Annotated in this window: 23 protein-coding genes and 1 riboswitch; of the genes, 22 read left to right on the top strand and 1 reads right to left on the bottom strand. The window is 43.2% G+C overall.

Going from position 1 to position 23,020, the window contains the following annotated elements; translation table 11 throughout:
* Nucleotides 1-43: 43 nt before the first annotated feature.
* The 5 genes from NSS87_RS16835 (at nt 44) to murB (ending at nt 5,299) form a co-directional block, all read left to right on the top strand.
* Nucleotides 44-1,051: an ABC transporter substrate-binding protein gene (locus NSS87_RS16835; protein WP_339241449.1), complete on the top strand. Its 1,008-nt coding sequence runs from the start codon at nt 44-46 to the stop codon at nt 1,049-1,051.
* A gap of 221 nt (nt 1,052-1,272) precedes the next feature.
* Nucleotides 1,273-2,328 carry an iron ABC transporter permease gene (locus NSS87_RS16830; protein WP_042188636.1) on the top strand — a complete coding sequence of 352 codons (1,056 nt, stop codon included), beginning with the start codon at nt 1,273-1,275 and terminating at the stop codon, nt 2,326-2,328.
* Complete coding sequence (locus NSS87_RS16825; protein ID WP_339241447.1) at nt 2,328-3,362, top strand: iron ABC transporter permease; 1,035 nt, start codon at nt 2,328-2,330, stop codon at nt 3,360-3,362. Before NSS87_RS16830 ends, NSS87_RS16825 begins: the two co-directional genes overlap by 1 nt.
* A 75-nt stretch (nt 3,363-3,437) precedes the next feature.
* Entirely contained in the window at nt 3,438-4,238 is an 801-nt protein-coding gene (locus tag NSS87_RS16820; RefSeq protein WP_042188632.1) for an ABC transporter ATP-binding protein, read from the top strand.
* 149 nt (nt 4,239-4,387) lie between these two features.
* Complete coding sequence (murB, locus tag NSS87_RS16815; RefSeq protein WP_339241445.1) at nt 4,388-5,299, top strand: UDP-N-acetylmuramate dehydrogenase; 912 nt, start codon at nt 4,388-4,390, stop codon at nt 5,297-5,299.
* 60 nt (nt 5,300-5,359) lie between these two features.
* Here the strand turns inward: murB and NSS87_RS16810 are convergent, their stop codons facing one another.
* The gene (locus NSS87_RS16810; RefSeq protein ID WP_042188628.1) at nt 5,360-5,695 is read right to left on the bottom strand and encodes a hypothetical protein; all 336 of its coding nucleotides are present in this window, start codon (nt 5,693-5,695) and stop codon (nt 5,360-5,362) included.
* 213 nt (nt 5,696-5,908) lie between these two features.
* Between NSS87_RS16810 and NSS87_RS16805 the strand changes: the two genes are divergently transcribed.
* The 17 genes from NSS87_RS16805 (at nt 5,909) to NSS87_RS16725 (ending at nt 23,005) form a co-directional block, all read left to right on the top strand.
* A complete protein-coding gene (locus NSS87_RS16805; RefSeq protein WP_339241442.1) occupies nt 5,909-6,757 on the top strand; it encodes an ABC transporter ATP-binding protein in 849 nt (282 codons plus the stop codon).
* Nucleotides 6,754-7,440, top strand: coding sequence for an ABC transporter permease (locus NSS87_RS16800; RefSeq protein WP_339241440.1), 687 nt, complete (start codon nt 6,754-6,756; stop codon nt 7,438-7,440). The genes NSS87_RS16805 and NSS87_RS16800 overlap by 4 nt, the downstream gene beginning before the upstream one ends.
* Nucleotides 7,441-7,514: 74 nt before the next feature.
* Nucleotides 7,515-7,558: riboswitch (PreQ1 riboswitch) on the top strand.
* Nucleotides 7,559-7,721: 163 nt separating this feature from the next.
* Nucleotides 7,722-8,195: a preQ(1) synthase gene (queF, locus tag NSS87_RS16795; protein ID WP_042193989.1), complete on the top strand. Its 474-nt coding sequence runs from the start codon at nt 7,722-7,724 to the stop codon at nt 8,193-8,195.
* A gap of 29 nt (nt 8,196-8,224) precedes the next feature.
* On the top strand, nt 8,225-8,887 hold the full coding sequence (gene queC / locus NSS87_RS16790) for a 7-cyano-7-deazaguanine synthase QueC (RefSeq protein WP_042188622.1): 663 nt from the start codon (nt 8,225-8,227) through the stop codon (nt 8,885-8,887).
* Nucleotides 8,887-9,369 (top strand): 6-carboxytetrahydropterin synthase, encoded by a 483-nt coding sequence (locus NSS87_RS16785; protein WP_076298716.1) that lies wholly within the window; start codon nt 8,887-8,889, stop codon nt 9,367-9,369. The genes queC and NSS87_RS16785 overlap by 1 nt, the downstream gene beginning before the upstream one ends.
* A complete protein-coding gene (gene queE / locus NSS87_RS16780) occupies nt 9,362-10,084 on the top strand; it encodes a 7-carboxy-7-deazaguanine synthase QueE (RefSeq protein ID WP_339241435.1) in 723 nt (240 codons plus the stop codon). Before NSS87_RS16785 ends, queE begins: the two co-directional genes overlap by 8 nt.
* A 128-nt stretch (nt 10,085-10,212) precedes the next feature.
* Entirely contained in the window at nt 10,213-10,737 is a 525-nt protein-coding gene (locus tag NSS87_RS16775; protein WP_042188616.1) for a cysteine hydrolase family protein, read from the top strand.
* On the top strand, nt 10,738-11,556 hold the full coding sequence (locus tag NSS87_RS16770) for a VanW family protein (protein ID WP_042188614.1): 819 nt from the start codon (nt 10,738-10,740) through the stop codon (nt 11,554-11,556).
* Between the two features lie 80 nt (nt 11,557-11,636).
* Nucleotides 11,637-12,773, top strand: coding sequence for a zinc-dependent alcohol dehydrogenase (locus NSS87_RS16765; RefSeq protein ID WP_042188612.1), 1,137 nt, complete (start codon nt 11,637-11,639; stop codon nt 12,771-12,773).
* A 141-nt stretch (nt 12,774-12,914) separates the two neighbouring features.
* Nucleotides 12,915-13,829, top strand: a complete 915-nt coding sequence (locus NSS87_RS16760) for a DMT family transporter (protein WP_339241431.1) — start codon at nt 12,915-12,917, stop codon at nt 13,827-13,829.
* 32 nt (nt 13,830-13,861) lie between these two features.
* Nucleotides 13,862-14,707 carry a class I SAM-dependent methyltransferase gene (locus NSS87_RS16755; protein WP_042188610.1) on the top strand — a complete coding sequence of 282 codons (846 nt, stop codon included), beginning with the start codon at nt 13,862-13,864 and terminating at the stop codon, nt 14,705-14,707.
* 241 nt (nt 14,708-14,948) lie between these two features.
* Nucleotides 14,949-16,448 carry a sugar ABC transporter ATP-binding protein gene (locus NSS87_RS16750; RefSeq protein ID WP_339241428.1) on the top strand — a complete coding sequence of 500 codons (1,500 nt, stop codon included), beginning with the start codon at nt 14,949-14,951 and terminating at the stop codon, nt 16,446-16,448.
* Between the two features lie 32 nt (nt 16,449-16,480).
* A complete protein-coding gene (locus NSS87_RS16745) occupies nt 16,481-17,473 on the top strand; it encodes an ABC transporter permease (protein WP_339241426.1) in 993 nt (330 codons plus the stop codon).
* 60 nt (nt 17,474-17,533) lie between these two features.
* On the top strand, nt 17,534-18,514 hold the full coding sequence (locus NSS87_RS16740) for an ABC transporter substrate-binding protein (RefSeq protein ID WP_042188607.1): 981 nt from the start codon (nt 17,534-17,536) through the stop codon (nt 18,512-18,514).
* 113 nt (nt 18,515-18,627) lie between these two features.
* Nucleotides 18,628-20,238, top strand: a complete 1,611-nt coding sequence (locus NSS87_RS16735) for a response regulator (protein ID WP_339241423.1) — start codon at nt 18,628-18,630, stop codon at nt 20,236-20,238.
* Nucleotides 20,235-22,019, top strand: coding sequence for a sensor histidine kinase (locus NSS87_RS16730; protein WP_042188605.1), 1,785 nt, complete (start codon nt 20,235-20,237; stop codon nt 22,017-22,019). The genes NSS87_RS16735 and NSS87_RS16730 overlap by 4 nt, the downstream gene beginning before the upstream one ends.
* A complete protein-coding gene (locus NSS87_RS16725; RefSeq protein ID WP_339241419.1) occupies nt 22,016-23,005 on the top strand; it encodes a substrate-binding domain-containing protein in 990 nt (329 codons plus the stop codon). Before NSS87_RS16730 ends, NSS87_RS16725 begins: the two co-directional genes overlap by 4 nt.
* The last annotated feature ends 15 nt before the right edge of the window (nt 23,006-23,020 follow it).

The following is a 23,020-nucleotide window of genomic DNA, read 5'->3' as shown; positions in this document are numbered from 1 at the left end:
TACCTTTGAATAACATAGGATGCACACACTAGGAGGGTATTTAATGTTTTTGTTTAACAGAAAAAGATTTGGAAGCATGAAATTAACGATGGTCGGATTAATGGTGATGGTGCTATTCTTATCCGCTTGCGGTAATAATAATCCCGGTAACGCTTCAAACGCAGGAACAGACAAAGCGACGGCATCTACTGCTGAAGCTACAGAAGCTCCTGCAGCCCCTAAGACGTTAACGGATGCAATGGGACATGAAGTAACGATTCCAGCTAATCCTGGGCGTGTACTGGGTTCTTATTTGGAGGATGCTTTGGTAACTCTAGGTGTGACTCCAGTAGCGCAATGGTCAGTGACTAATGGTATTCAAGATTATCTGTCCACTGAATTGAAGGATGTTCCTACGATCAGCTACGATCTTCCGCTCGAGGCAGTAACCAGCTTCGCTCCGGATCTTATCCTCATCCCATCGGAGTCATCTGTACAGAATGGTATCTATGACCAACTGAATAAGATTGCACCGACTTATGTGATTGGGGATAAGCTAAATCAAGATTGGCGTAAATCGCTACTCAAGATTGGTGAAATTCTGAACAAGACTCCTGAAGCAGAGAAAGCCATTAAAGATTATGAAGACAAGGCGGCTGCAGCGAAAGAAAAGCTTAAAGGAGCTATTGGAGAAGAGTCCGTGGCGATTTTATGGTTGGTACAAAAGAACTTCTATATTGTAGACGAAACTCGCAGCAGTGGTGCTGTATTATATACAGACCTTGGTGTAAAGCTGCCTAACTTAGTAACAGAAATTCCTGTTGGTACAAGAGCTACATGGAATCCAATTTCGCTAGAGAAGCTTTCTGAGCTGACAGCAGATCATATTATCCTTGTAAATAGTGATAAGACTGAGGGTTCGGAGATTCTGGACAGTGCAATTTGGAAAGGCATCCCGGCTGTAAAAGCTGGCAATGTGCATGAAATGAGCTCAACAAGCAGTTGGCTATACAGTGGTGCGAACGCTGGTGGCAAAATTATTGATGATGTGTTAAAAAGTTTTGTGAAATAAAAAGTCGTAATTCACCATGAATGTGACTGATCATTTGGGTGGGGAAGGGCGTGCAGATCAAGTATCTTAAGATGCTTAGATCTGCACCATTTTTTTATAAACCATTCCTGTATTACTGAAAAATAACTCCTACAATTGTACAACCTAATTTTTTTTGCGATAATGAGAATGATTGTTGTTATCATATAGAACATTGTAACTATCGATTAAGGAGACGACTCATGGTTTCACCCTCAGATTTCGCACATCGTAATAAAAATGATACACAAAAAGCTATACATACCCGACCGGCAGCTGCAATGGGTATTCTAGTGATTGGACTCGCTGCCATTGCCTTTGGACTGGCACTTTCGGTCTCAGTAGGTGCGGCAGATATCAAGCTAGCTACGGTATGGGAAGCAATATTTCATTTCAATCCAGATGTACAAAAACATCAGGTGATAAGAGAACTGCGATTTCCACGCGCGATAGCAGGTGCTTTGGTCGGTGCTTGCTTCGCAGTAGCAGGGGCAATCATGCAGGGGATGACAAGGAACCCTCTTGCGGATTCAGGTCTGTTAGGCTTGAATGCGGGAGCAGGTGTAGCGCTGGCCATAGTTTTTGCTTTTGCACCTTCGATCTCATTCACTTCACTTATGTTGTTTTGTTTTATAGGTGCTGCTATAGCTTCTTTTATCGTATTTGGAATTGGGTCGCTATCTTTTAATGGCCTTACACCTTTACGTTTGACGCTGGCAGGTTCCGCGGTAAGTGCACTACTAGTTGCTGTTAGTCAGGGCATAGCTATTCTTTTTAACTTATCCCAGGATATAGCCTTCTGGTTGGCTGGCGGAATGGGCGGGGCAAGCTGGACTCAGATCAAGATTATTTTCCCTTGGGTGTTCGTGGCATTAATCGCAGCGATGATGTTATCGCGGTCTGTCACCTTGCTCAGCTTAGGAAGAGAAGTTGCAGTTGGTCTGGGGCAGCGGACAAGATTAGTACAGTTGGCATGTATGATTGTTGTAGTAGTTCTTGCCGGAAGTGCAGTCTCAATGGTTGGCCCGATTGCTTTTATAGGACTAATTATTCCACATGTAGCACGTTATTTCGTTGGAGTAGATTATCGCTGGATCATTCCTTGCTCGGCAGTTCTTGGGAGCTTATTGATCATCTTTGCGGATATCGCCGCTAGAATGATAAATGCCCCTTATGAGACGCCGCTAGGCGCATTAATTGCCATCATCGGTGTACCTTTCTTTATTTACTTAGCGAGTAAGCGGAAGGGGGAGCTGTAATGCACAGAACAACCCTTTCTATCAATGAAAATGAACGCCGTACACGTGCTATTACAGTGTTAGCGGTCCTTGCCATATTGATCGTTGTTGTTTTTATTGTCAGTATGAATACAGGATTTATGCGTCTATCCCCACGGGAGGTATTACATACACTGCTGGGTGATGGAACTCATCAGCAAAAGCTTATTTTATTTGATTTCAGATTGCCTCGCATCGTAATTTCATTGTTGGTTGGAGCGGGCTTTGCGGTGTCAGGCTGTATTTTACAAAGTCTCGCAAGAAATGCACTTGCTGAACCGGCTACGCTGGGCATAAGTGCGGGTGCTGGTTTTGCGGTAATCATTTTTATCTCGTTTTTTCCGGCTACAACAGCAGCTCCGGTATTTGTCTTGCCGCTCTTAGCGCTTGGAGGGGCTAGCTTAACCGCCGCTTTAATCTATATTCTTGCTTATAGAAAAGCAGATGGTCTATCTCCAACAAGGTTGATCCTTATCGGGATTGCAGTCGCTGCCGGAATTAACGCTTGCCAGCTGGTGTTGGCACTTCGGCTTGATCCCAATAATTATCAGTTTGTAGCGACTTGGATCGCCGGGAAAATATGGGGTGGCGATTGGAGATTCGTCCTTGCTCTGCTACCTTGGATAGCGATTCTGTTACCGTTCGCCTTCTATAAAGCCCGTATTCTTAATGTATTGAATCTAGGGGACCATACTTCAGTAGGACTTGGAATGCGAGTGGAGAAGGAGCGTATTCTCCTTCTAGTGACTGCAGTTGCGCTTGCCGGCTCCTGCGTTGCTGTAAGTGGAGGAATTGGCTTTGTCGGCCTAATTGCACCACATCTTGCCCGCAAGCTTGTGGGACCCCGTCATCAGGTATTATTGCCCGCTAGTGCGTTGACAGGGGCGCTTCTTATGATTACTGCTGATACTATCGGCAGATGGGTGTTACAGCCTGCAGAAGTTCCAACAGGCATCGTGGTTGCGATCATTGGTGCACCTTACTTTTTATATTTACTCGCCAAATCGAAAGCATAATGCGTACGAAGCGAGTTTTACTATGTAGTTCATTCTAGGAGCATAGCTCCATAAAACTTTTAAGGAGTTGTTAACATGTCAGAACGTTTGAACACAGAAGAGTTAAGTATTGGGTATGCAGAGGCTACAATTGTTAAAGGGTTGAACTTAACTATCCCTACGGGAAAAATAACCGCACTAGTGGGGGCTAACGGTTCTGGTAAATCTACAATTCTTAAAACAATGGCCCGGATCATGAAGCCTAAGAGCGGCAGTGTAATGCTGGACGGTAAATCGATCCATAACTTTTCAACGAAAGAGGTAGCTCGTCAGCTTGCGATCTTACCGCAAAACCCAACAGCTCCAGACGGTCTAACGGTCTCTGAACTTGTCAGCTATGGTCGCTTCCCGCATCAAAAAGGATTTGGCACAATGACAGCAGAGGATCGCAGCATTATCTCCAACGCAATCACTGTTACAGGTATGGAGCCTTTCCATGACCGTCCGATTGACCGCTTATCTGGAGGACAACGTCAGCGTGCTTGGATCGCTATGGCATTGGCGCAAGAAACTGACATTCTATTCCTGGACGAACCAACAACATTTCTAGATATGGCTCACCAGCTTGAAGTTCTACAGCTTCTGCAAAAGCTGAATGAGGAAGAAGGCCGTACCATTATCATGGTCGTGCATGATTTGAATCATGCTACTCGCTATGCACAGCATATGGTAGCTATTAAATCCGGTACTGTGGTTAGTGAAGGCTCACCTACTGAAGTTATGACACCAGATGTACTGCGTGAGGTGTTTGGAATTGAGGCAGATATTGTTCCAGATCCACGTACAGGTGTGCCTCTGTGTCTTCCTTACGAGCTTGCGGCCTACAAAGCCGTATAATTATATTGAAATCATACAACGAACAGGCTCCCGTCATTGACAAGGGAGCCTGTTCGTTGTTACAGTTGTGGTTGCCTACAATTCCATGATACTACTACTAAAAATAGATCAAGGACCATCATTTATACATGGTTAAAGGAGCATGAAACATGAATATTGACAAAATTCAAAATGACCTAGAGCAGTTAATGACTGCAGGAATAGTGAAGAGTCATGAGAACTTAAAAGATCACGTATATACTAAAATGGGCGGTAAAGCTGATATTTTGGCAGCCCCAGCTACTTATGATGAAATTCAAAAGATCGTTACATATGCGGAACAGAATGGGATCACCCTTACGGTACTTGGGAACGGCTCCAACGTGATTATCCGTGATGGAGGTGTGCGTGGAATAGTTCTGCAAACGGCAGGACTAACGGATGTGGGGATTCGAGACAATCTCTTATATGCGGAGTGCGGCGCTAAGATTATTGATGTTTCCAGATATGCGCTGGATATGGAGCTTACGGGTCTTGAGTTCGCCTGTGGCATTCCAGGAACGGTTGGTGGAGCGCTTTACATGAACGCAGGTGCTTATGGCGGAGAAGTTAAAGATGTATTGCACAGTGCGCTGGCTATAACTAAGAGCGGGCAATTGGTGACTCTGCAAGGGGATGAACTGCAATGGGGTTACAGAAAAAGCGTGTTCGCAAGCGGTGAATACATCGTGCTTGAGGCGAAATTTGCTATGACTTCCGGAGATGCATTATCCATCAAGGCGAAAATGGATGAACTTACTTACTTGCGTGAATCCAAGCAGCCGCTTGAGTATCCCTCCTGTGGGAGTGTCTTTAAACGTCCTCCAGGTCGGTTTGCAGGTCAGTTAATTCAAGAGAGTGGCTTACAGGGAACAAGAATCGGTGGTGCTGAGGTATCCAAGAAGCATGCAGGGTTTATTGTAAATGCAGATAATGCAACAGCCAGCGATTACATTGGGCTAATTCACCATGTAAGAGCGACTGTGAAGGATAAATTCGGAGTGGAGCTTGAAACTGAAGTGGAGATCATTGGAGAAGAGTAACTATTAATTAGAAAGAGCCCACAGATTACTGTGGGCTCTTTTACTGTCATTACATATGGCTTAATCCACTGAAAGGGTATATTTAGCTCTTTCAGTAGTTATTTCCGCCTTGCGATCACTTATGTCCTCAATCCGAAGCCCGTCAATAGCTAAGTCATAGGTGGAGTGTGGTAGCGATACTAGCTCACCATCGGCGTTTAAAGTGCTGCCAAATCCTTTTAATATTAATGCACTCCCAAGATAATCATCGATAACATCCTCCGCACTCCGAAACTCAACAGCCTCTAGATTAAAATGAATTTTATCCAGATCACGAAGCTCCTTCTTTTCAATTACAATAGTTTCATTCACATGACTGTTAATCCAGTCCATAAGTTTCTGTATACTTTGTTCCATTAGATGATCCCACCCTTACCTCGAAGATTATTATGTTTAAGTTACCCTTTTCTTAGGATTTGAATCCTTATTTTTGCCACATCTGAGCGGATTTGAACAAAGGAAGGTACTAAGGAATAGCGAATGTTACAGAATAGCAACAACAGAGATAATCCTCTACAACCAGAATAAGAATAGAAGAAAGTTAACTATTCTAAAAAGGGGGGAGTGTTATTGATTCAGCTAACTGAGGTCTCAAAATATTATCAGGAGAGGTGTGCAGTTGATCGAATTACTTTCACGGTGGAGAAAGGTGAGGTCTTTGGATTTCTAGGTCCCAATGGTGCAGGGAAGACTACAACGATGCGAATGATGACAGGGCTTCTTCAGTCTACAAGCGGAGAAATTTTAATTAATGGCATGAATATTTCATGTCATAAAAAAGAAATCCATGCTCAAATTGGTGTTGTTTTCGAGCTTCCGAACCTATACATGCGTAGTTCTATTCGAAATAATCTGGAGCTGTTTGCTGATCTGTATAGGGTAGCAGGAAATCGAGTGAATGAAGTCATGGAAACCCTCCAGCTGTTAGATAAGGAAAAAGCTAAAGTAAGCAGCTTATCCAAAGGCTGGAAGCAGCGTGTTCTAATCGCCAGAGCATTATTACATAAGCCTCAAGTGTTGTTTTTAGATGAGCCTACAAGTGGGTTAGATCCAAATTCAGCTTCACTCATACGTAATCACGTCAAGAGAATTCAAGAAGAAGGTACAACCATTGTCTTAACAACGCATGATATGCACGAGGCAGAAGAATTAAGCGATAGAGTGGGCATCATGCACGCTGGTGCCTTGGTGGCACTCGATGAACCGCATAGACTTAAGACCATTTATGGTAAACCAGAAATTGAAGTTATATATCAGCAGGATGGGAAAGTAGTTATGAAATCCTGGCCGATTGCAGAAGAAGCTACTAAAGATCATATCTATCAGTTAATGTCTACGAATCAAATTCTAAGTATGCGCAGTAAAGAAGCTTCGCTGGCAGATGTATTCGCTGCCCTGACGGGAAGTGAGCTAAGTTGAGTTATCAGATATGGAAGCTGTATAAACATGAAAGTAAGGATATACTGCGTAATCCTGCGACTGTAATTCTAATAATTTTGCCTATATTTATGGCTAAAATCATCATCACTGTAGTGGACAAGAGCGGTTTGGACTTCATGCTTCTTTCTACATGGATATTATTTGCGCAAGTGATGGTTGGGATCATGATTACCGGCCCAGGATTAATTGAGGAGAGGGAGAGTAAGACTTATGATGCGCTGTTGATTACTCCGTTAAGCAGAGGCCAGATTATTACTGCAAAAGCTGGATCTGTTCTTGTTTTTTCTTTGTTATCACAGCTGATTGTTTATGTACTAAATCAAGGTTTGACAATGGATTTACTCCCTTCCTTATTGTATATGTTATTGGGTGGAATTATCTTTGTGCAAGTTGGAATTATCATTGGTTTAAAGGTAAGTTCCTCCAAAAATGGTTCAGCCATCAGCTCCGCATTTATGGTCGTTTTTTTCTTAGTAGCTTCCGTGTACGTCGCTCTTCCAGAGTGGACCTATCCGATCTTTGTTATTCTGCCAAGTATTGAAATCGTCCAGAATTTGAACAGTATTCTAAATGGAGAAGGAGTATTGCTCCTAGAAAGCCTGCTTTTGCTCTTGTGGATTGTGGTGCTTTCGCTCTGGATTTGGAAGACGGGCAAAGCGTAGAACTTGTCAGAAGCAAATTACCATGGTATAGTTCAAGACGCAATATGCATGAAGAAGAAGTCTGCACGGATTGTGCAGGAGAGGTTCGCGAACTCCCTCTATAAAAAACTAAGAGTATATTAAATCTTATAAGCGGATGCAGTCCTTAACCCGGACATTGCTTCCGTTTCTTCTTAGTGGAGCAAAGTTTTCGAAATCTCGTTCTTCTTTCCATTACCGGCCAAGGCCGAAGGAAAAGAGAGGGGTTTTTTGTCGTGTCAGAAGGAAGATTGAAAGAGGAAATGCAAGAAGTCACTTTACTTGGTAATCAGGGAACGCAGTACAAGTTTGGTTATGATCCAGCTATTCTTGAGGTGTTTGATAACAAGCATCCAGGGCGTGATTATTTTGTTAAATTCAACTGCCCTGAGTTTACTAGCTTATGTCCTGTTACAGGTCAGCCGGATTTTGCCACACTGTATATTTCGTATATTCCTGAACAGAAAATGGTGGAATCTAAATCATTAAAGCTGTATCTGTTTAGTTTCCGTAACCACGGTGACTTTCATGAGGACTGCGTCAACATTATTATGAATGATCTGATCTCACTGATGGACCCACGATACATTGAGGTATGGGGCAAGTTCACTCCGCGTGGAGGAATATCTATTGATCCTTATTGCAACTATGGAAGACCGGGTACGAAGTATGAGGCGATGGCGGAGCACCGCTTAATGAATCATGACCTCTATCCAGAAAAAGTGGATAACCGCTAATCCCAACAAGTTGATAAGGAGAGATTAAGATGAACAAAAAAGCACTCGTCGTATTTAGCGGCGGACAAGATAGCACCACTTGCCTGGTTTGGGCATTGAAGCAGTTTGAGGAAGTGCAGGTAGTTACCTTTAATTATAATCAGCGTCATGCGGCTGAAATCGAAGTTGCTACAGAAATAGCAGCTAAGTTTAATGTAAAACAGCATATCCTTGATCTTGGGCTGCTTAATCAGCTGGCTCCAAATGCACTAACCCGCCAGGATATTGATATCGTTGCTGGCGAAGGTGATGAGCTTCCTAGTACATTTGTTGATGGACGGAATCTGTTATTTTTATCCTTTTCTGCAATATTAGCTAAACAATTGGGTTACTCCCATATCGTCACTGGTGTCTGCCAAACGGACTTTAGCGGGTATCCGGACTGCCGTGATGTATTTGTGAAATCATTGAATGTTACGCTGAATTTATCTATGGACTATGAGTTTGCGATACACACTCCATTGATGTGGCTGGATAAAAAAGAAACGTGGAAAATGGCCGATGAACTGGGTTATTTTGATTATGTTCGCGAACACACATTGACCTGTTACAACGGTATTATTGGCAGTGGCTGCGGTACTTGTCCAGCCTGTCTGTTGCGTCAGCGTGGTCTTGAGCAATATGAGGCGGAGAGAATGGAGGCCGGATCTTAATGCTTAACGAGGTTTCAGTCTGCAAAATATTTACGTTTGATGCGGCGCATCAATTAATTGGTCACAAAGGGAAATGTAGCAATCTGCATGGACATACTTATAAGCTCGAAGTAGTGCTTAAGGGCAAACCAGAGGCTACGGAAGGCCATTCAGACGAAGGGTTTGTTATTGACTTCAGTGATATCAAGACGACTGTGCAACAAAGCCTTGTAGACCGTCTAGATCACGCTTTTCTCGCTATGGGAAACGAACCTGTGTTAGAGACGTTAACGAATACGGGTTCCAAAGTAGCTTTGTTGTCTTTCCGCACCACAGTTGAAAATATGTCTTCATATATTGCCTACAAGCTTAAGCAAGCAGGGTTGCCTTTGTACTCGGTAAAGCTATGGGAGACTCCAACCTCCTGGGCAGAGGTGCTGGCTGAAGATGTTCCGGATGAAGGGCCATCCTACCGTTTATATGGAGGCTGTGACTGTGAGTAAGATTCCTGTAATTGAAATGTTCGGTCCAACTATTCAAGGCGAAGGTGCGGTAATTGGAGTGAAGACGATGTTTGTCCGCACCTATGGCTGCGATTATCGCTGTGGCTGGTGTGATTCTGCTTTTACTTGGGATGGTACTGCTAAGGATAAGGTTCGAATGATGACCTCGGATGAAATTATGAATGAACTTTTAGCTATAGCTGGAGATAATTTCGACTGTGTTACGATTTCAGGCGGAAATCCTGCTTTGATTGGTGATGGGCTGGGCTCTTTTATTAACCTGCTACATGAGCGAGGGATACAAGCTGCAATAGAAACTCAGGGGAGTAAATGGCAGGATTGGTTCAATGACGTGGATGTGCTGACAATTAGCCCTAAACCCCCAAGCTCAGGAATGACGACGAATTGGGAAATTCTAGATAACATCATGAGTAAAATGGAGAAACTGGGTCGTTCTATGCATAGCTTGAAGGTCGTAGTGTTTGACGATAAGGATTTTGATTATGCAAAAGACATTCACCAGCGATATCCCAATGTGCAGCTCTTTCTGCAGCCTGGGAATGATGATGTCACTGAAGAAGGCGACATTTCTGCTCGACTTTTGGGAAGGCTGGAATGGTTGTTTAATAAAGTAATCGTAGACGCTGATATGAATAGAGTACGTGTCCTTCCACAGCTGCATGCATTGATCTGGCACAATAAGCGTGGCAAGTAAAAAGTATTTAAATGTAACGGGTGTCTGCTCAGCAGATGCCCTTTTTTTATTGATTTAAGCCTTTAAATAGGTAGATAGAATGTCCCATAATCTGGTATGATTTTCATAAAAATTGTAGGAGGTACTAAATGGGAAATTCAACTGCACTATTAATTATCGATGTTCAAGAAGCTATGTTCTCCTATCCTGATCAAAAGCTGTACGATGAAGAGGGTGTAATGGAGAGAATTATTTCCCTTCAGAACAAAGCTAGGGTTGCAGGTACTCCAATAGTTTATATTCAACACACCGAAGATGAGGAATATACAAAAGGTACGCCCACATGGCAGATCAGTCACCGCATCACACCGCAGGAAGGCGAAGTTATTGTGGAGAAGCCTACTTGGGATGCTTTTCACCGAACCGAACTGCAAGAGGAGCTACAGAAGCTGGGGATCACGAATCTGGTGATTTGTGGGATGCAAAGTGAGTTCTGCCTAGATACGACAATAAGACGCGCATACAGTATGGGGTATAAGAGTGTTCTCGTCCAAGATGCTCATAGCACCTTTGATAATGGGGTTCTGAATAGTAGTGAGATCGTTAAGCATCATAATGCGGTAATCGGAGGGAGATTCGCCCAGTTACGAGCTGAAAGCGAGGTTCAGTTCTAGATGAATACACCTCAGGCTGCCATGAAACCTATTCAGCGTTCTCGACTTAGACTATTTGCCGGAAAGCGATATTTTATTTGGAAAAGATATTTGAAATGGTGCACTAGCCGCAGCAAGGTGGCGAAGCAGCGCACTAGTGAAATTTTATCTAATGAAGTGATGACTCATGCTACACCGTTATTAAGAAGTCTACGGAATGTAGATATGGTGCTTCAATACAATAAAATAACCAATTTACGTCTGGCGATAGCGAAGCTGGATGGGCTCTTGGTGCGTCCGGGTGAGACTTTTTCCTATTGGAGAAGCATCGGTAAGCCCAGTAAGCGAAAAGGGTATCTAGAGGGGATGGTGCTGCATTATGGTGGCTTCCATTCTGGAGTTGGCGGGGGACTGTGCCAGTTGTCCAATCTGATCTACTGGATGACACTGCATACACCTCTTACGGTTACAGAACGGCATCGGCACAGCTATGATGTATTTCCAGATGAACAGCGTACACAGCCATTTGGAAGCGGGGCCACCTGTTCTTATAATTATTTGGATCTTCAAATGAAGAATAACACGAATCAAACGTATCAATTAAAGCTCTGGCTGGATGACAGCCATTTGCATGGGGAATGGAGATGCGATGAGCAGTCCCTTTATAAATATGAAGTGTACGAAAGTGATCATCGGATAAGCCTAGAACCATGGGGTGGATATATTCGTAGCAATAAGATCAGTCGAAAAATATTCACACGTACCGGCGACCTAGTTGGAGATGAAGCTGTAACCGATAACTATGCGCTTATGATGTATTCTCCGCTTCTTCATGGATAAGAGGATAGGCATAGGGATATAACATAGAAAGGTGTGATCCTTATATCTCTATACCATTTCCAAAGGAGCGGATTAACAGCATGAAAGCATTAACCTACCAAGGGAAGAAGAAAGTGAAAGTTAAAGAGGTAGCTGATCCGAAGATTGAGAAAAAGGATGACATTATCGTTCGAATTACCACTACAGCGATTTGTGGCTCAGATCTGCACATTTTTAACGGTGAAATTCCAGGTATGCATGATGACTATATTATTGGTCATGAGCCCATGGGGATTGTTGAGGAGACCGGTCCAGACGTAACTAAAGTCAAGAAAGGCGACCGGATCATTATTCCCTTTAATGTAGCCTGTGGTCAGTGCTACTTCTGCCAGCATGAGATGGAGAGTCAATGCGACAATGCTAATGACGCCAAGGATACAGGCGGATATCTGGGTTATTCCGATACTTATGGGGGCTTTGCAGGAGGGCAAGCCGAATTACTGCGGGTTCCTTATGGTAATTTCGGCCCTTTTGTCGTTCCTGAGGATGCAGAAATGGAAGATGAAAAAATTCTTTTCTTATCTGATATTGTACCTACTGCTTGGTGGGGAGTCGAAAGCGGCGGAGTGAAGCCAGGGGATACAGTCATTGTTCTCGGCTGCGGGCCTGTTGGACTGCTTACTCAGAAATTTGCCTGGATCAAAGGCGCCTCAAGAGTCATTGCGGTTGATCATATCGGCTACCGTCTGCAGCATGCGAAGCTGACCAATAATGTCGAAATTTACAACTTTGAAGAGATTAAAGATATTGAAGCTCATTTGAAGGAGATAACACATGGGGGCGCAGATGTAGTTATTGACTGTGTAGGTTTGGATGCCAAAATATCTGCATTGGAGAAAGTGGAAACCACTCTGAAGCTACAGGGAGGCTCACTCAGTGCATTTAGAATGGCCTCGGATATCGTACGTAAATTCGGAACTATTCAGCTTGTAGGAGTTTATGGGCTTAATTACAATATGTTCCCTTTGGGTCATCTATTTGAACGCAACATTACTTTAAAAATGGGACAGGCTCCAGTGATTCACTATATGCCTTTGCTCTATAAGATGATTAAAGAGAATAAATTTGATCCCACAGATATCATTACACATCGCTTGCCTATCAGCAAAGCGGAGCATGGCTATGACATTTTTAGTGAGAAAAAAGAGGATTGTATCAAGGTGGTTCTGAAACCTTAGCCTTTAAGAAGCATGAGCTCTCGTCAGAAATGACATTGCTTATGCTTTTTTTAGTGAAATCTAATGAAAATAGATGCATTTTTTCACGGTCTGCGTTAAATTAACATAAGTGACTTAAGATATTGAAAGGACGCGTACCATGTGAAGCTTAAAAAACCGCCACTTCCTATTCCGATTTTAATGTTGATTGGGATTGTGGCCATCTCTTTTTCTGCCATTTTTATTAAATGGTCTGATGCACCAGCATCTGTACAAGGAATGTATCGGCTATTGTTCACCTCGCTGCTGATGTTGCCTTTTGCAAGACCATACAGCGGAGCAGCGTTCGCTCTTCGTAAAAAAGACTGGATCATGCTAGTGCTCTCAGGCACTATGCTAGCTCTACATTTTTTGCTTTGGATGGGCTCTTTGAAGTATACTTCGGTAGCTAGTTCAACGATGATCATGGCGCTGGAGCCAGTGTTTATTATGCTGGGCGTTTATTTTTTGTATAAGGAAAAAACGGCTGTGTCTGCTATTCTGGGGCTGAGTATTGCTATTGGCGGAGTAGTGTTTATCGGTTGGGGCGATATTGGTATCTCTGCAGATAATCTTAAAGGTGATTTGTTATCGGTTGGAGGAACAGTAGCGGTAGCTGTGCATATGCTTATCGGTCAAAAGCTTGTAGTGCGCATGCCCTCATACCTGTACAGCTTGATAGTTTTCTTATCAGCGGCTGGTGTGTTTGCCATATACAATCTGTTCATGGGGATTTCCTTTTTTAATTATCCTGCGAATGAGTGGGGGATTTTCCTATTGCTAGCAGTTGTTCCTACGGTGTTTGGTCATATTTTATTTAATTGGCTGCTTCAGTATGTATCCGCAACTACGGTATCTATGAACATCTTAGGAGAACCAGTGGGGGCTAGTATCCTTGCTTATCTGCTATTAGGTGAACAATTAACTGCGCTACAATGGGCAGGTGGACTTTTGGTTATGTTTGGACTGGGCGTATATTTGTACGCTGGAAGAAAGAAAACGATTCAGGTGGAAGATGCCATTCAGAATGCTTCATAACAGATATTTTAATCATAAAGGGGTCGCAAGGTATGGAAGAACAAGATCAAAATTTAGAACTGCATCCTGGAAAAGGCACTGCGCCAACGAGTGAGGAACTATGGAACGAAGACACGTACACAGCTTGGGTTGCTCGATTTGGTACACCGTCTGAGGCTGCAGCCAAGTTAATTAAGGAACCAAGTGCAAAGCTGTACCCGCTCTCTTCTTATTTTGGAGATGTACAGGGTAAAAAGATGATGAATCTCATGGGATCAAACGGAATGAAAGCAGTCGCGCTGTCATTACTTGGAGCAGACCTTACTGTTGCTGACTTCTCAGAAGCTAATGCGCGTTATGCAGCTGATCTCGCACAAGAAGCAGGTGTTCAGCTTAACTATATCGTATCGGATGTTCTTAAGCTGCCAGATCACGTGCTCGATGGTTCATATGATATCGTATTTGCTGAATTAGGAATTGTACACTACTTTACCGACCTAGCACCGTTTATGGAAACCGTCCGCCATTTACTTTCTCCTGGTGGGATTTTTGTTCTACGTGATTTCCATCCTGTGACAACTAAGCTGATATCCTCTAAGGGTTCTACAGCGAAGGTTCGTAAGCACAAAGTTAGCGGGGACTATTTCGATACGACATTGGAAGAAAAAAAGGTCTCATACTCTAAGTATTTGCCTTCCACAGGCAAACCAATAGACGAACAGGAACATAGCGTTGTATATTGGCGCCGCTGGACGCTTGGAGAAATTGTAACAGCTGCTGCCAGTTCCGGGCTTGTGATCCGCCAATTGATCGAAGAACCCAATCTATCCTCGGATGTTTATGATAAAGGAATACCAAAGACATTCACCTTGGTGGCTGGAAAGGGTCAGAACCTGTAGGCTATTCGAATGTAAGGATTACAACTGTTATACACATATGAGCTAATCTAAAGGCTACTTTGTCCGTAAAAGGACGGTGTAGTCTTTTTTGCTTGCTTCAAAACATAAAATTTTAAACTTTTTTACGGAGAATATTCCATTACATTGGAAACTTATAGGTAATACAATAATTTTACATTCAACATTTGAAAGCGATTACTTTACAAAAAGGCATTCATAAAGGATTTGAGGTGGATATGAAATGGACGAAGTATTACTACGAATGGCGCGGATTGATAAATTTTTTCCTGGTGTTCATGCATTGAATCAATGTCAATTTGAGCTGAAGCGTGGGGAAGTGCATGCCTTAGTCGGTGAAAATGGCGCAGGAAAGTCTACCTTAATGAAGATTGCAACAGGAGTCTATTCCAAGGATGCGGGTCAGATGTGGTACAAAGGATCTGAGGTGGAGATTGCCAATACTCGCGCTGCGCAGGAACTCGGGATTAGTATCATTCATCAGGAACTGAATCTAATGCCGCATCTTACAGTGGCCCAAAATATATTTATTGGTCGTGAGCCGCGCAAGGCACTGAAATGGTTCGTTGATGATCTGGAGCTAAATCGTAAGGTGCAGGAACTGTTTGATCAGATGAATCTAAAACTAGATCCGAAGACTTTGGTCTCAGATCTGACAGTTGCTAATCAGCAAATGGTTGAAATCGCCAAAGCTTTGTCCTTCAATGCGGAGGTACTGATCATGGATGAACCAACTGCAGCGTTGACAGATACGGAAATTAACGAGTTATTCCGTATGATCGAGCAATTACGAGAAAAAGGTGTAGGTATTATATACATCTCTCACCGCATGGATGAGTTGAAACGGATCACAGACCGCATTACAGTCATGCGGGATGGTTGTTACGTGGATACTGTTCGGACGGATTCAATAACCATTGATCAGATTATTAGCATGATGGTTGGTCGTGAACTGTATCAAACGTCGAAGCCAACGCTTTCGTTACAGACAGAGCAAGTCGTACTAGAGGTTCGAAACTTATCCAGTGGGCAGTTGTTGAAGGATATCAGCTTTCATCTGAATAAAGGTGAGATTCTGGGCTTCGCTGGATTAATGGGCGCTGGACGTACTGAGGTTGTTCGTGCCGTATTTGGGGCTGATCCTATCGATAAGGGCGAGATTAAGCTGCATGGAAATACGGTTCGTATAAAACAGCCTCACCAAGCCGTGCAGCATGGAATTGGCTATTTGTCCGAAGATCGCAAACGCTACGGGCTGCTTGTAGATATGGACATTAGCACGAATAATGCGATTGCTTCCTTCTATAAATTCCGTAATGCATTCGGATGGATGAGGGATCGGGAGATGCGAAAGTCCGCGGAGCAGCATGCGGAAGCACTAGCAACCAAGACTCCAAGTGTAAGTCAAAAAGTCAAATTCTTATCCGGTGGGAATCAGCAAAAAGTAGTTATCGGGAAATGGTTAACGAGAGATTGCGATGTGTTAATCTTCGACGAGCCCACACGTGGTATTGATGTAGGAGCGAAAAGTGAGATCTATAAGTTGCTTGATCAGCTAGCAGGTGAGGGAAAAGCGATCATTATAGTCTCTTCAGATCTCCCAGAGATTCTAAGAATGAGCCATCGCATTATTGTCATGTGTGAAGGACGTATAACTGGTGAACTACTCGCAGAAGAAGCATCGCAAGAAGCGATAATGAAATATGCGACGATGCGTTCATAATCGTTCAAGAGTTTATCGGAGGTGTCAAGGTCATGAAGATCGCAGATAAAGGGATTAGCCAGCCTATCAGCTCGAAGCAAACCGGGGCGCAATCAGGGTTTAAACAAAAATTACTAGCATTCGCAAGTTTGATCATTCTGGTCATCGTATTTTCCGTAGCATCAAGTAACTTTTTTCAGTTTTCTAACCTAGTTGGAATTCTCGTCTCGACAGCTGTAATTGGAGTTTTAGCGCTGGGCGCAACCTTTGTAATTATTACGGGTGGGATCGACCTTGCTTTGGGTACTGTGATGACCTTCTCCTCGGTGATGGTTGGCGTCATCATTACATTCTGGGGTCTACCTGTTCCACTCGGAATTGTAGGCGGGATTCTAGCTGGTGCACTTTGCGGCTTTATAAGTGGTTTAATGGTGGCGAAAATGAATATTCCTCCTTTCATTGCTACTCTGGCGATCATGATGGTCACTAAAGGATTATCACTTGTCATAACGGGTGCCAAGCCGATTTATTTCAATGATGATCCGATTTTTTCCAAGATTGCAATGGGCAAGATGATCCCAGGCATTCCTAACACCATCGTAATCTTCCTATTGCTCGGTGTTATCGCAAGCATCATCTTATCGAAGACCATTATTGGTCGCTATAACTTTGCACTTGGCAGCAATGAAGAAGCAACTCGCTTATCAGGTGTGAATACGGTCAAATGGAAGATTGTGATCTATACCATCACAGGGATTTTCAGCGGAATCGCTGGTATCCTGATGGCATCACGTCTAAATTCAGCCCAGCCATCACTTGGCACTGGTTATGAACTTGAAGCTATAGCGGCTGTCGTCATTGGAGGCACATCTTTAAGTGGGGGCGTAGGTTCTATTCTAGGTACAATTATTGGTGCACTGATTATGAGTGTACTGACGAATGGCTTACAGATTATGTCCGTTGCTCAGGAATGGCGGACAGTCATTGTTGGTGTTGTCATCATCATAGCAGTGTATGCTGATATTCTTCGCAGACGGAAGCAATGAACGAGGTATTATCTCCATACGGAGTGATATACAAAGCAAATGACGAGGGGGAAGATTTAAATGAAACAACGTCGAAGAGGGATTATCATGCTTGCCAGTTTATTACTGGCTACTACCTTACTTGGTGCTTGTAACAACAGTGATAGTAAGAAGAGTGCATCCGGTTCAGACAAACCATATATCCCTGTCATTTCAAAAGGCTTCCAGCATCAATTCTGGCAAGCGGTGAAGCAAGGAGCCGAGAAGGCTGCCAAGGAGTTTAATGTCGAGATTACGTTTGAAGGACCTGAAAACGAGAGTCAGGTAGATAAACAAATTGAAATGCTGCAGACGGCGCTAGATAAGAAACCAGCAGCAATCGCGTTAGCAGCTCTCGATAGCAAAGCAGCGATTCCATATCTGGAAAAGGCAAAGGAAAACAATATTCCAATCATTGGCTTTGACTCTGGTGTAGATAGCGATATTCCTGTAGCAACCGCAGCGACTGACAATAAAGCGGCAGCAGCTTTGGCAGCTGATAAAATGGCTGAGTTGATCGGCAAAAAGGGTAAAGTAGGTTTAGTTGTACATGACCAAACAAGCAGTACAGGTCAACAGCGTCGTGATGGCTTCTTAGAACAAATGAAAGCGAAATATCCAGATATTGAAGTGTTAGAGCCGCAATATGGCGGTGGAGATCAGTTGAAGTCCACGGATCTTGCAAAAGCGATGATGCAAGCCAATCCGGACCTTAATGGAATCTATGGCTCAAACGAAGGATCTGCAGTAGGAGTAGCTAATGCAGTAAATGAATTACAGATGGGTGGTAAGATTGTGGTTATCGGCTTTGACTCCGGTAAACAGTTAATGGATGCTATTCGTAGTGGTGTTGTAGCTGGCGCTGTTACACAGGACCCCATTGGTATTGGGTATCAAGCGGTGAAGGCAGCTGTGCAGGCGATTAAAGGGGAAACCGTAGAAAAGAATATTGATACCGGGTTTCACTGGTACGATAAGAACAATATAGATTCCGATGAGATCAAACCTCTGCTGTACGAATAGAAGAGATTAATAATAGAGGTTGCCTCAAGAAGGCAACCTCTATTATGCTTATCCCAAAAGGTAAACATTTACATTACATGTACTCGATGAGTCAATAGCTGAGGAGGTGTTGGATGTATAAGATTATTCTAGTTGATGATGAAGACGAGGTTCGTGAGGGGATTAAACAGAAGATAGCATGGAATAATCATGGTTTTGAACTTGTTGGAGATTTCGATAACGGCAGAGATGCCCTTGATGCAGTCGAGCAGTATCGACCTGATGTGATTATTACAGATATTTGCATGCCCTTTATGGATGGACTAGGATTGGCTAAAGCTGTAATGGAACGATACCGGGACATGAAGGTCATTATCGTAACTGGTTATGAAGACTTCGAATACGCTAAACAGGCTATAACCTTGAAGGTGACGGAATATTTGTTAAAACCAATTAATGCTCGTGAGTTTGCCGAATATCTAAGCAAGATGAAGCAGGATTTGGATGAAGAGCATTTACAAAAGGCCAATATCGCTAAGCTTCGTATGCAATTAAATCAGAGCTTTCCTTTGCTTCGCGAACGTTTTCTGGAGAAGCTTGTTACTACTCGTATGAAAAACGACGAGATCGAGAATAAAATGAATTATTTTCATATACAGCTGCAGGGTGAGGCTAATCTTGCAATCGTAATCGATATAGAAATGGACAATCGTAGCCTGGATATTGCTTCTGATGCTGAGCTACTGCGCTTTGCTGCTTTTAACATTGTGCAGGAGCAACTTGAGAAGGAGCAGGGCGGTGTCGTATTTCAGACGAGAGATGGGAAACTCGCTGCGATATTATCAGGGGATTCCGAAGAGATCGAAGTCACAACACAACTTCTTGCAGATCAAGTACAAACCAGCCTGAACAAGTACTTGAAGCTGACTGCAACCATCGGCATCGGTAGAAAATACGCTGATTTACAGCAAATTCCACAATCATTCCAGGAAGCGATTTCATCCATAGAATATCGATATCTTTTAGGTATAGATAAGGTTATCTCCATACAGGATCTTGAGTTCGGCAAAGGAATGGATCAAGCACATTTCTCTTCATGGGAAAAGCAATTCATATCCGCGTTGAAGACAGGTAAAGCATCAGCGATCTCGGAAGTCCTCTCAAAATGGTTTCAGGAGCTAAAAAGCAATAGCTCTTCTATAGAAGACTGCCGCAGTAGCCTCTACCAAATGCTCGTCTCTCTAATGAACTATGTGGTCGATATCGGATTCCCAAATACAGAGCTTGTTTCGCATAATATGTTTGCTGAGGTTGCAGCCCTTAAGACTTTAGATGAAGCTAGGAATTATTTGGAGAGAACTTGCCATGAGTTGATACTCAAGCTATCGGAACAAAGAACAACCGTCAGAACCTCTCAGATGAAGGCAGCAGAAGCTTATATTCGGGAGAATTATTGTAATGACAGCTTTTCACTTAATCAGCTGTGCAGCCATATTTTTATGAGCATCAGTTATTTCAGTGTGACTTTTAAACAGCATACTGGAGAGACTTTTATTGAGTATTTGACTCGTCTCCGTTTGGAAAAAGCTAAAGAGCTCCTTACCGTCACACAGTTGAAGACTTATGACATCGCTGCTAGAGTTGGCTATGCTGATCCACAGTACTTTAGTGTGATTTTCAAACGTAATGTTGGGATCACACCGAAGGAATATCGACAGCGACAGAAGGAGAATCTCCTTCTATGAAACCTCATCGCTTCTTCCGAAGTCGAAGTATTCATAATAATATCGCTATTTCTTTTTCCCTTCTTATTCTCTGCACAACTATAGTTCTGAGCTATACTTCATACCGACTCTCCTCAGCTGCCGTCATGGGGAACTCCGTAGCCTATACTTCACAATTAATAGAACAAGTAAAACTGAACATCGAGAATTATATTAGTAACATGGAGAGTATTGCTGCTTTGGTATTAACTAGTAGTGATCTTGAGAGATATGTAAAAGGTTCGAGTTCGGGACAAGATGGAAAAGTCAAAGATAAGCAGTTAGCCAGCCAATATCTTCGATCTGTCGTCCAATCCCGCACCGACATTTCTTCTATAGTGTATGCAAGCTCAGAGGGGATAACGGTTTCGGATCGACTGGACGCAGTTTTGAAACCGCTTCCTGAGTTGATTGCTCAAGAGTGGTATCTGCAAGCTTTGAACCAGACGGGAGTGGCTGTCTCCTCTTCACATGTGCAGCACTTATTTCAGGATGAATATCGTTGGGTAGTGTCGATCAGTAGAAAGCTATCAGATACCTTTTCAGAAATGGAAGCAGATCGACAAGGTGTGCTACTTGTAGATCTTAATTACAGCGTTATTAACAATTTGTGCAAACAAATCGAATTGGGAAAACGCGGCTATGTATTCATCGTAGATCCGTCAGGGAGCCTAGTCTATCATCCTCAACAGCAGCTGATCTACTCGCAGCTCAAGTTCGAGCAATTGGAAACCGTTCTTGGGATTAAAAGCGGGTCGGTTACAGTGAACACAGGGAACGAGCAGAAGCTGTACACGGTGGATACAACCAGCTTTGGTTGGAAGATTGTGGGGGTGACCTATCCAGATGATCTGGTTGCTAACAAACAGCAGATGCAAGGTACAGCTGCCTTGTGGGGAGCAGTAAGTCTCATCTTTGCCATGGCTATATCTGTGCTTCTTTCATACGCACTAACTAAGCCACTCAAGAATCTTGAAATAAACATGAAAAAGGCTGAACGCGGAGAGTTCGACATTCGTGTGGAAATTGAGAGCACGAACGAAATTGGCAAGCTTGCCCGAACATTTAACCTGATGATTATGAAGATTAAAGAGTTGATGAGTCAGATTGTGATGGAGCAAGAGATGAAACGCGTGAGTGAGTTGAAGGCCTTACAAGCACAGATTAAGCCCCACTTTTTGTACAATACGCTAGACTCGATCATCTGGATGGCAGAGACCGGTAAGATGGAGGAGGTGGTCGAAATGACCTCATCATTATCGAAGCTGATGCGTTCTACGATTGGTGAGGGCGAGGAATTGATTCCGATCGCAAGAGAATTAGAACATATTCGACACTATCTAACGATTCAGAATATGCGCTATCGCCATAAATTCACATATTCGATAGAAGTGGATGAAGACATTCTTGAATGCAGTATATTGAAATTGGTCCTTCAACCCTTAGTTGAAAATGCGATTTATCATGGGATAAAGCATAATCCTGAGCAAGGGCACATCCTGATTAGAGGTAAAAAAGAGCAAAACGATATTACCATTCAGGTTATTGATAATGGTGTTGGTATGAATCCAGAGCAGATGAACAAGTTATTGCTTCAAAAGGCAGATTACAGGATTGGCAGTGGGGTTGGCGTCGCAAATGTGAACCATCGCATTCAGCTATATTTCGGGGACCATTACGGGTTGTCTTTTACGAGTGAAATGGAAGAAGGGACGACGGTCACTTTAAGAATTCCTGCGCTCTATGAGGAGGAGAATCCATGAGCTCACTATGGTCGAAAATAGGCTTGTCTGCTCTACTGGTAATCTTCATTGTAGCGCTCGGGTGGGTAGGATATCGTATGTTTACGAATGAGCTTGATCCAAAAGTCAGAACCATTATCTATGTTCCTAAGACTATCGATACCAGTATTGAATTCTGGGAAGTAATGAAACAAGGTGTGGCGACTGCTGCCAAGGAATTCGGTGCAGATGTCCATACGGTAGGAACAGATACCGAGCTAGATGTGGATAAGCAGATTCAATTACTGGAACAGGCGATTGAGGAGAAGCCCGATGCCATTATATTGGCTGCTACCGACTATTATCGTCTCGTTCCGGTTGCAGAGCAGATTAAGGCTGCTGGTATCACTCTTATTACGGTGGATTCGGGACTGAACGGCGGTGTATCGGATAGTTTTATCGCCACAGATAATTATGAAGCAGGCCGTAAAGCAGCGCAGAAGTTGATTGAAAATATTCAAAGCGACGATCAAGTCGCCATTATGAATTTTGTACCAGGCTCCGCTACAGCTATCGAAAGGGAGAAAGGGGTTCGGGATGCTTTATCTCAGAATGGAGTTAATCTTGTGCAGGATACTCTTTACAGTAACGGATCTTCGAAGAAGGCATATCAATTAACTGTTGATCTTCTAAAGAATCAGCCACAACTAAAGGGAATCATTGGCTTAAATGAGCCCTCTACATTAGGTGCGGGACTGGCGATTATGGATATGGGCTTAAAATCAAAAGTGAAGCTGGTTGGGTTCGACAATTCCAGTAGTGAGGTTCAGTTGCTGGAGAACGAAACGATGCTGGGAACGGTGATTCAAAAACCTTTTACTATGGGGTACTTGGCTGTGAAAACTGCACTTGAAGTCGTTTCAGGTCACAAAGTAGCTCCTGTTATGGATACAGGCTCCGAATTCATCACGAAGGAAAATATGTACACAAGTGAGAATGAAAAGCTAATGTTTCCCTTTATAGAATAAGCAAATAAGAGCGCT

Origin of the sequence: Paenibacillus sp. FSL F4-0243 (genome assembly GCF_037963295.1) — a bacterium.
Classification (GTDB): domain Bacteria; phylum Bacillota; class Bacilli; order Paenibacillales; family Paenibacillaceae; genus Paenibacillus_AQ.
This window is presented reverse-complemented; position numbering and strand designations above follow the sequence as displayed.

Excerpts from the sequence above, each read along its gene's own strand:
- NSS87_RS16835 (WP_339241449.1), top strand. The coding sequence starts at position 44 with ATGTTTTTGTTTAACAGAAAAAGATTTGGAAGCATGAAATTAACGATG.
- NSS87_RS16830 (WP_042188636.1), top strand. The coding sequence starts at position 1,273 with ATGGTTTCACCCTCAGATTTCGCACATCGTAATAAAAATGATACACAA.
- NSS87_RS16825 (WP_339241447.1), top strand. The coding sequence starts at position 2,328 with ATGCACAGAACAACCCTTTCTATCAATGAAAATGAACGCCGTACACGT.
- NSS87_RS16820 (WP_042188632.1), top strand. The coding sequence starts at position 3,438 with ATGTCAGAACGTTTGAACACAGAAGAGTTAAGTATTGGGTATGCAGAG.
- murB (WP_339241445.1), top strand. The coding sequence starts at position 4,388 with ATGAATATTGACAAAATTCAAAATGACCTAGAGCAGTTAATGACTGCA.
- NSS87_RS16810 (WP_042188628.1), bottom strand. The coding sequence starts at position 5,695 with ATGGAACAAAGTATACAGAAACTTATGGACTGGATTAACAGTCATGTG.
- queF (WP_042193989.1), top strand. The coding sequence starts at position 7,722 with ATGCAAGAAGTCACTTTACTTGGTAATCAGGGAACGCAGTACAAGTTT.
- queC (WP_042188622.1), top strand. The coding sequence starts at position 8,225 with ATGAACAAAAAAGCACTCGTCGTATTTAGCGGCGGACAAGATAGCACC.
- NSS87_RS16785 (WP_076298716.1), top strand. The coding sequence starts at position 8,887 with ATGCTTAACGAGGTTTCAGTCTGCAAAATATTTACGTTTGATGCGGCG.
- NSS87_RS16775 (WP_042188616.1), top strand. The coding sequence starts at position 10,213 with ATGGGAAATTCAACTGCACTATTAATTATCGATGTTCAAGAAGCTATG.
- NSS87_RS16770 (WP_042188614.1), top strand. The coding sequence starts at position 10,738 with ATGAATACACCTCAGGCTGCCATGAAACCTATTCAGCGTTCTCGACTT.
- NSS87_RS16765 (WP_042188612.1), top strand. The coding sequence starts at position 11,637 with ATGAAAGCATTAACCTACCAAGGGAAGAAGAAAGTGAAAGTTAAAGAG.
- NSS87_RS16755 (WP_042188610.1), top strand. The coding sequence starts at position 13,862 with ATGGAAGAACAAGATCAAAATTTAGAACTGCATCCTGGAAAAGGCACT.
- NSS87_RS16750 (WP_339241428.1), top strand. The coding sequence starts at position 14,949 with ATGGACGAAGTATTACTACGAATGGCGCGGATTGATAAATTTTTTCCT.
- NSS87_RS16745 (WP_339241426.1), top strand. The coding sequence starts at position 16,481 with ATGAAGATCGCAGATAAAGGGATTAGCCAGCCTATCAGCTCGAAGCAA.
- NSS87_RS16740 (WP_042188607.1), top strand. The coding sequence starts at position 17,534 with ATGAAACAACGTCGAAGAGGGATTATCATGCTTGCCAGTTTATTACTG.
- NSS87_RS16735 (WP_339241423.1), top strand. The coding sequence starts at position 18,628 with ATGTATAAGATTATTCTAGTTGATGATGAAGACGAGGTTCGTGAGGGG.
- NSS87_RS16730 (WP_042188605.1), top strand. The coding sequence starts at position 20,235 with ATGAAACCTCATCGCTTCTTCCGAAGTCGAAGTATTCATAATAATATC.
- NSS87_RS16725 (WP_339241419.1), top strand. The coding sequence starts at position 22,016 with ATGAGCTCACTATGGTCGAAAATAGGCTTGTCTGCTCTACTGGTAATC.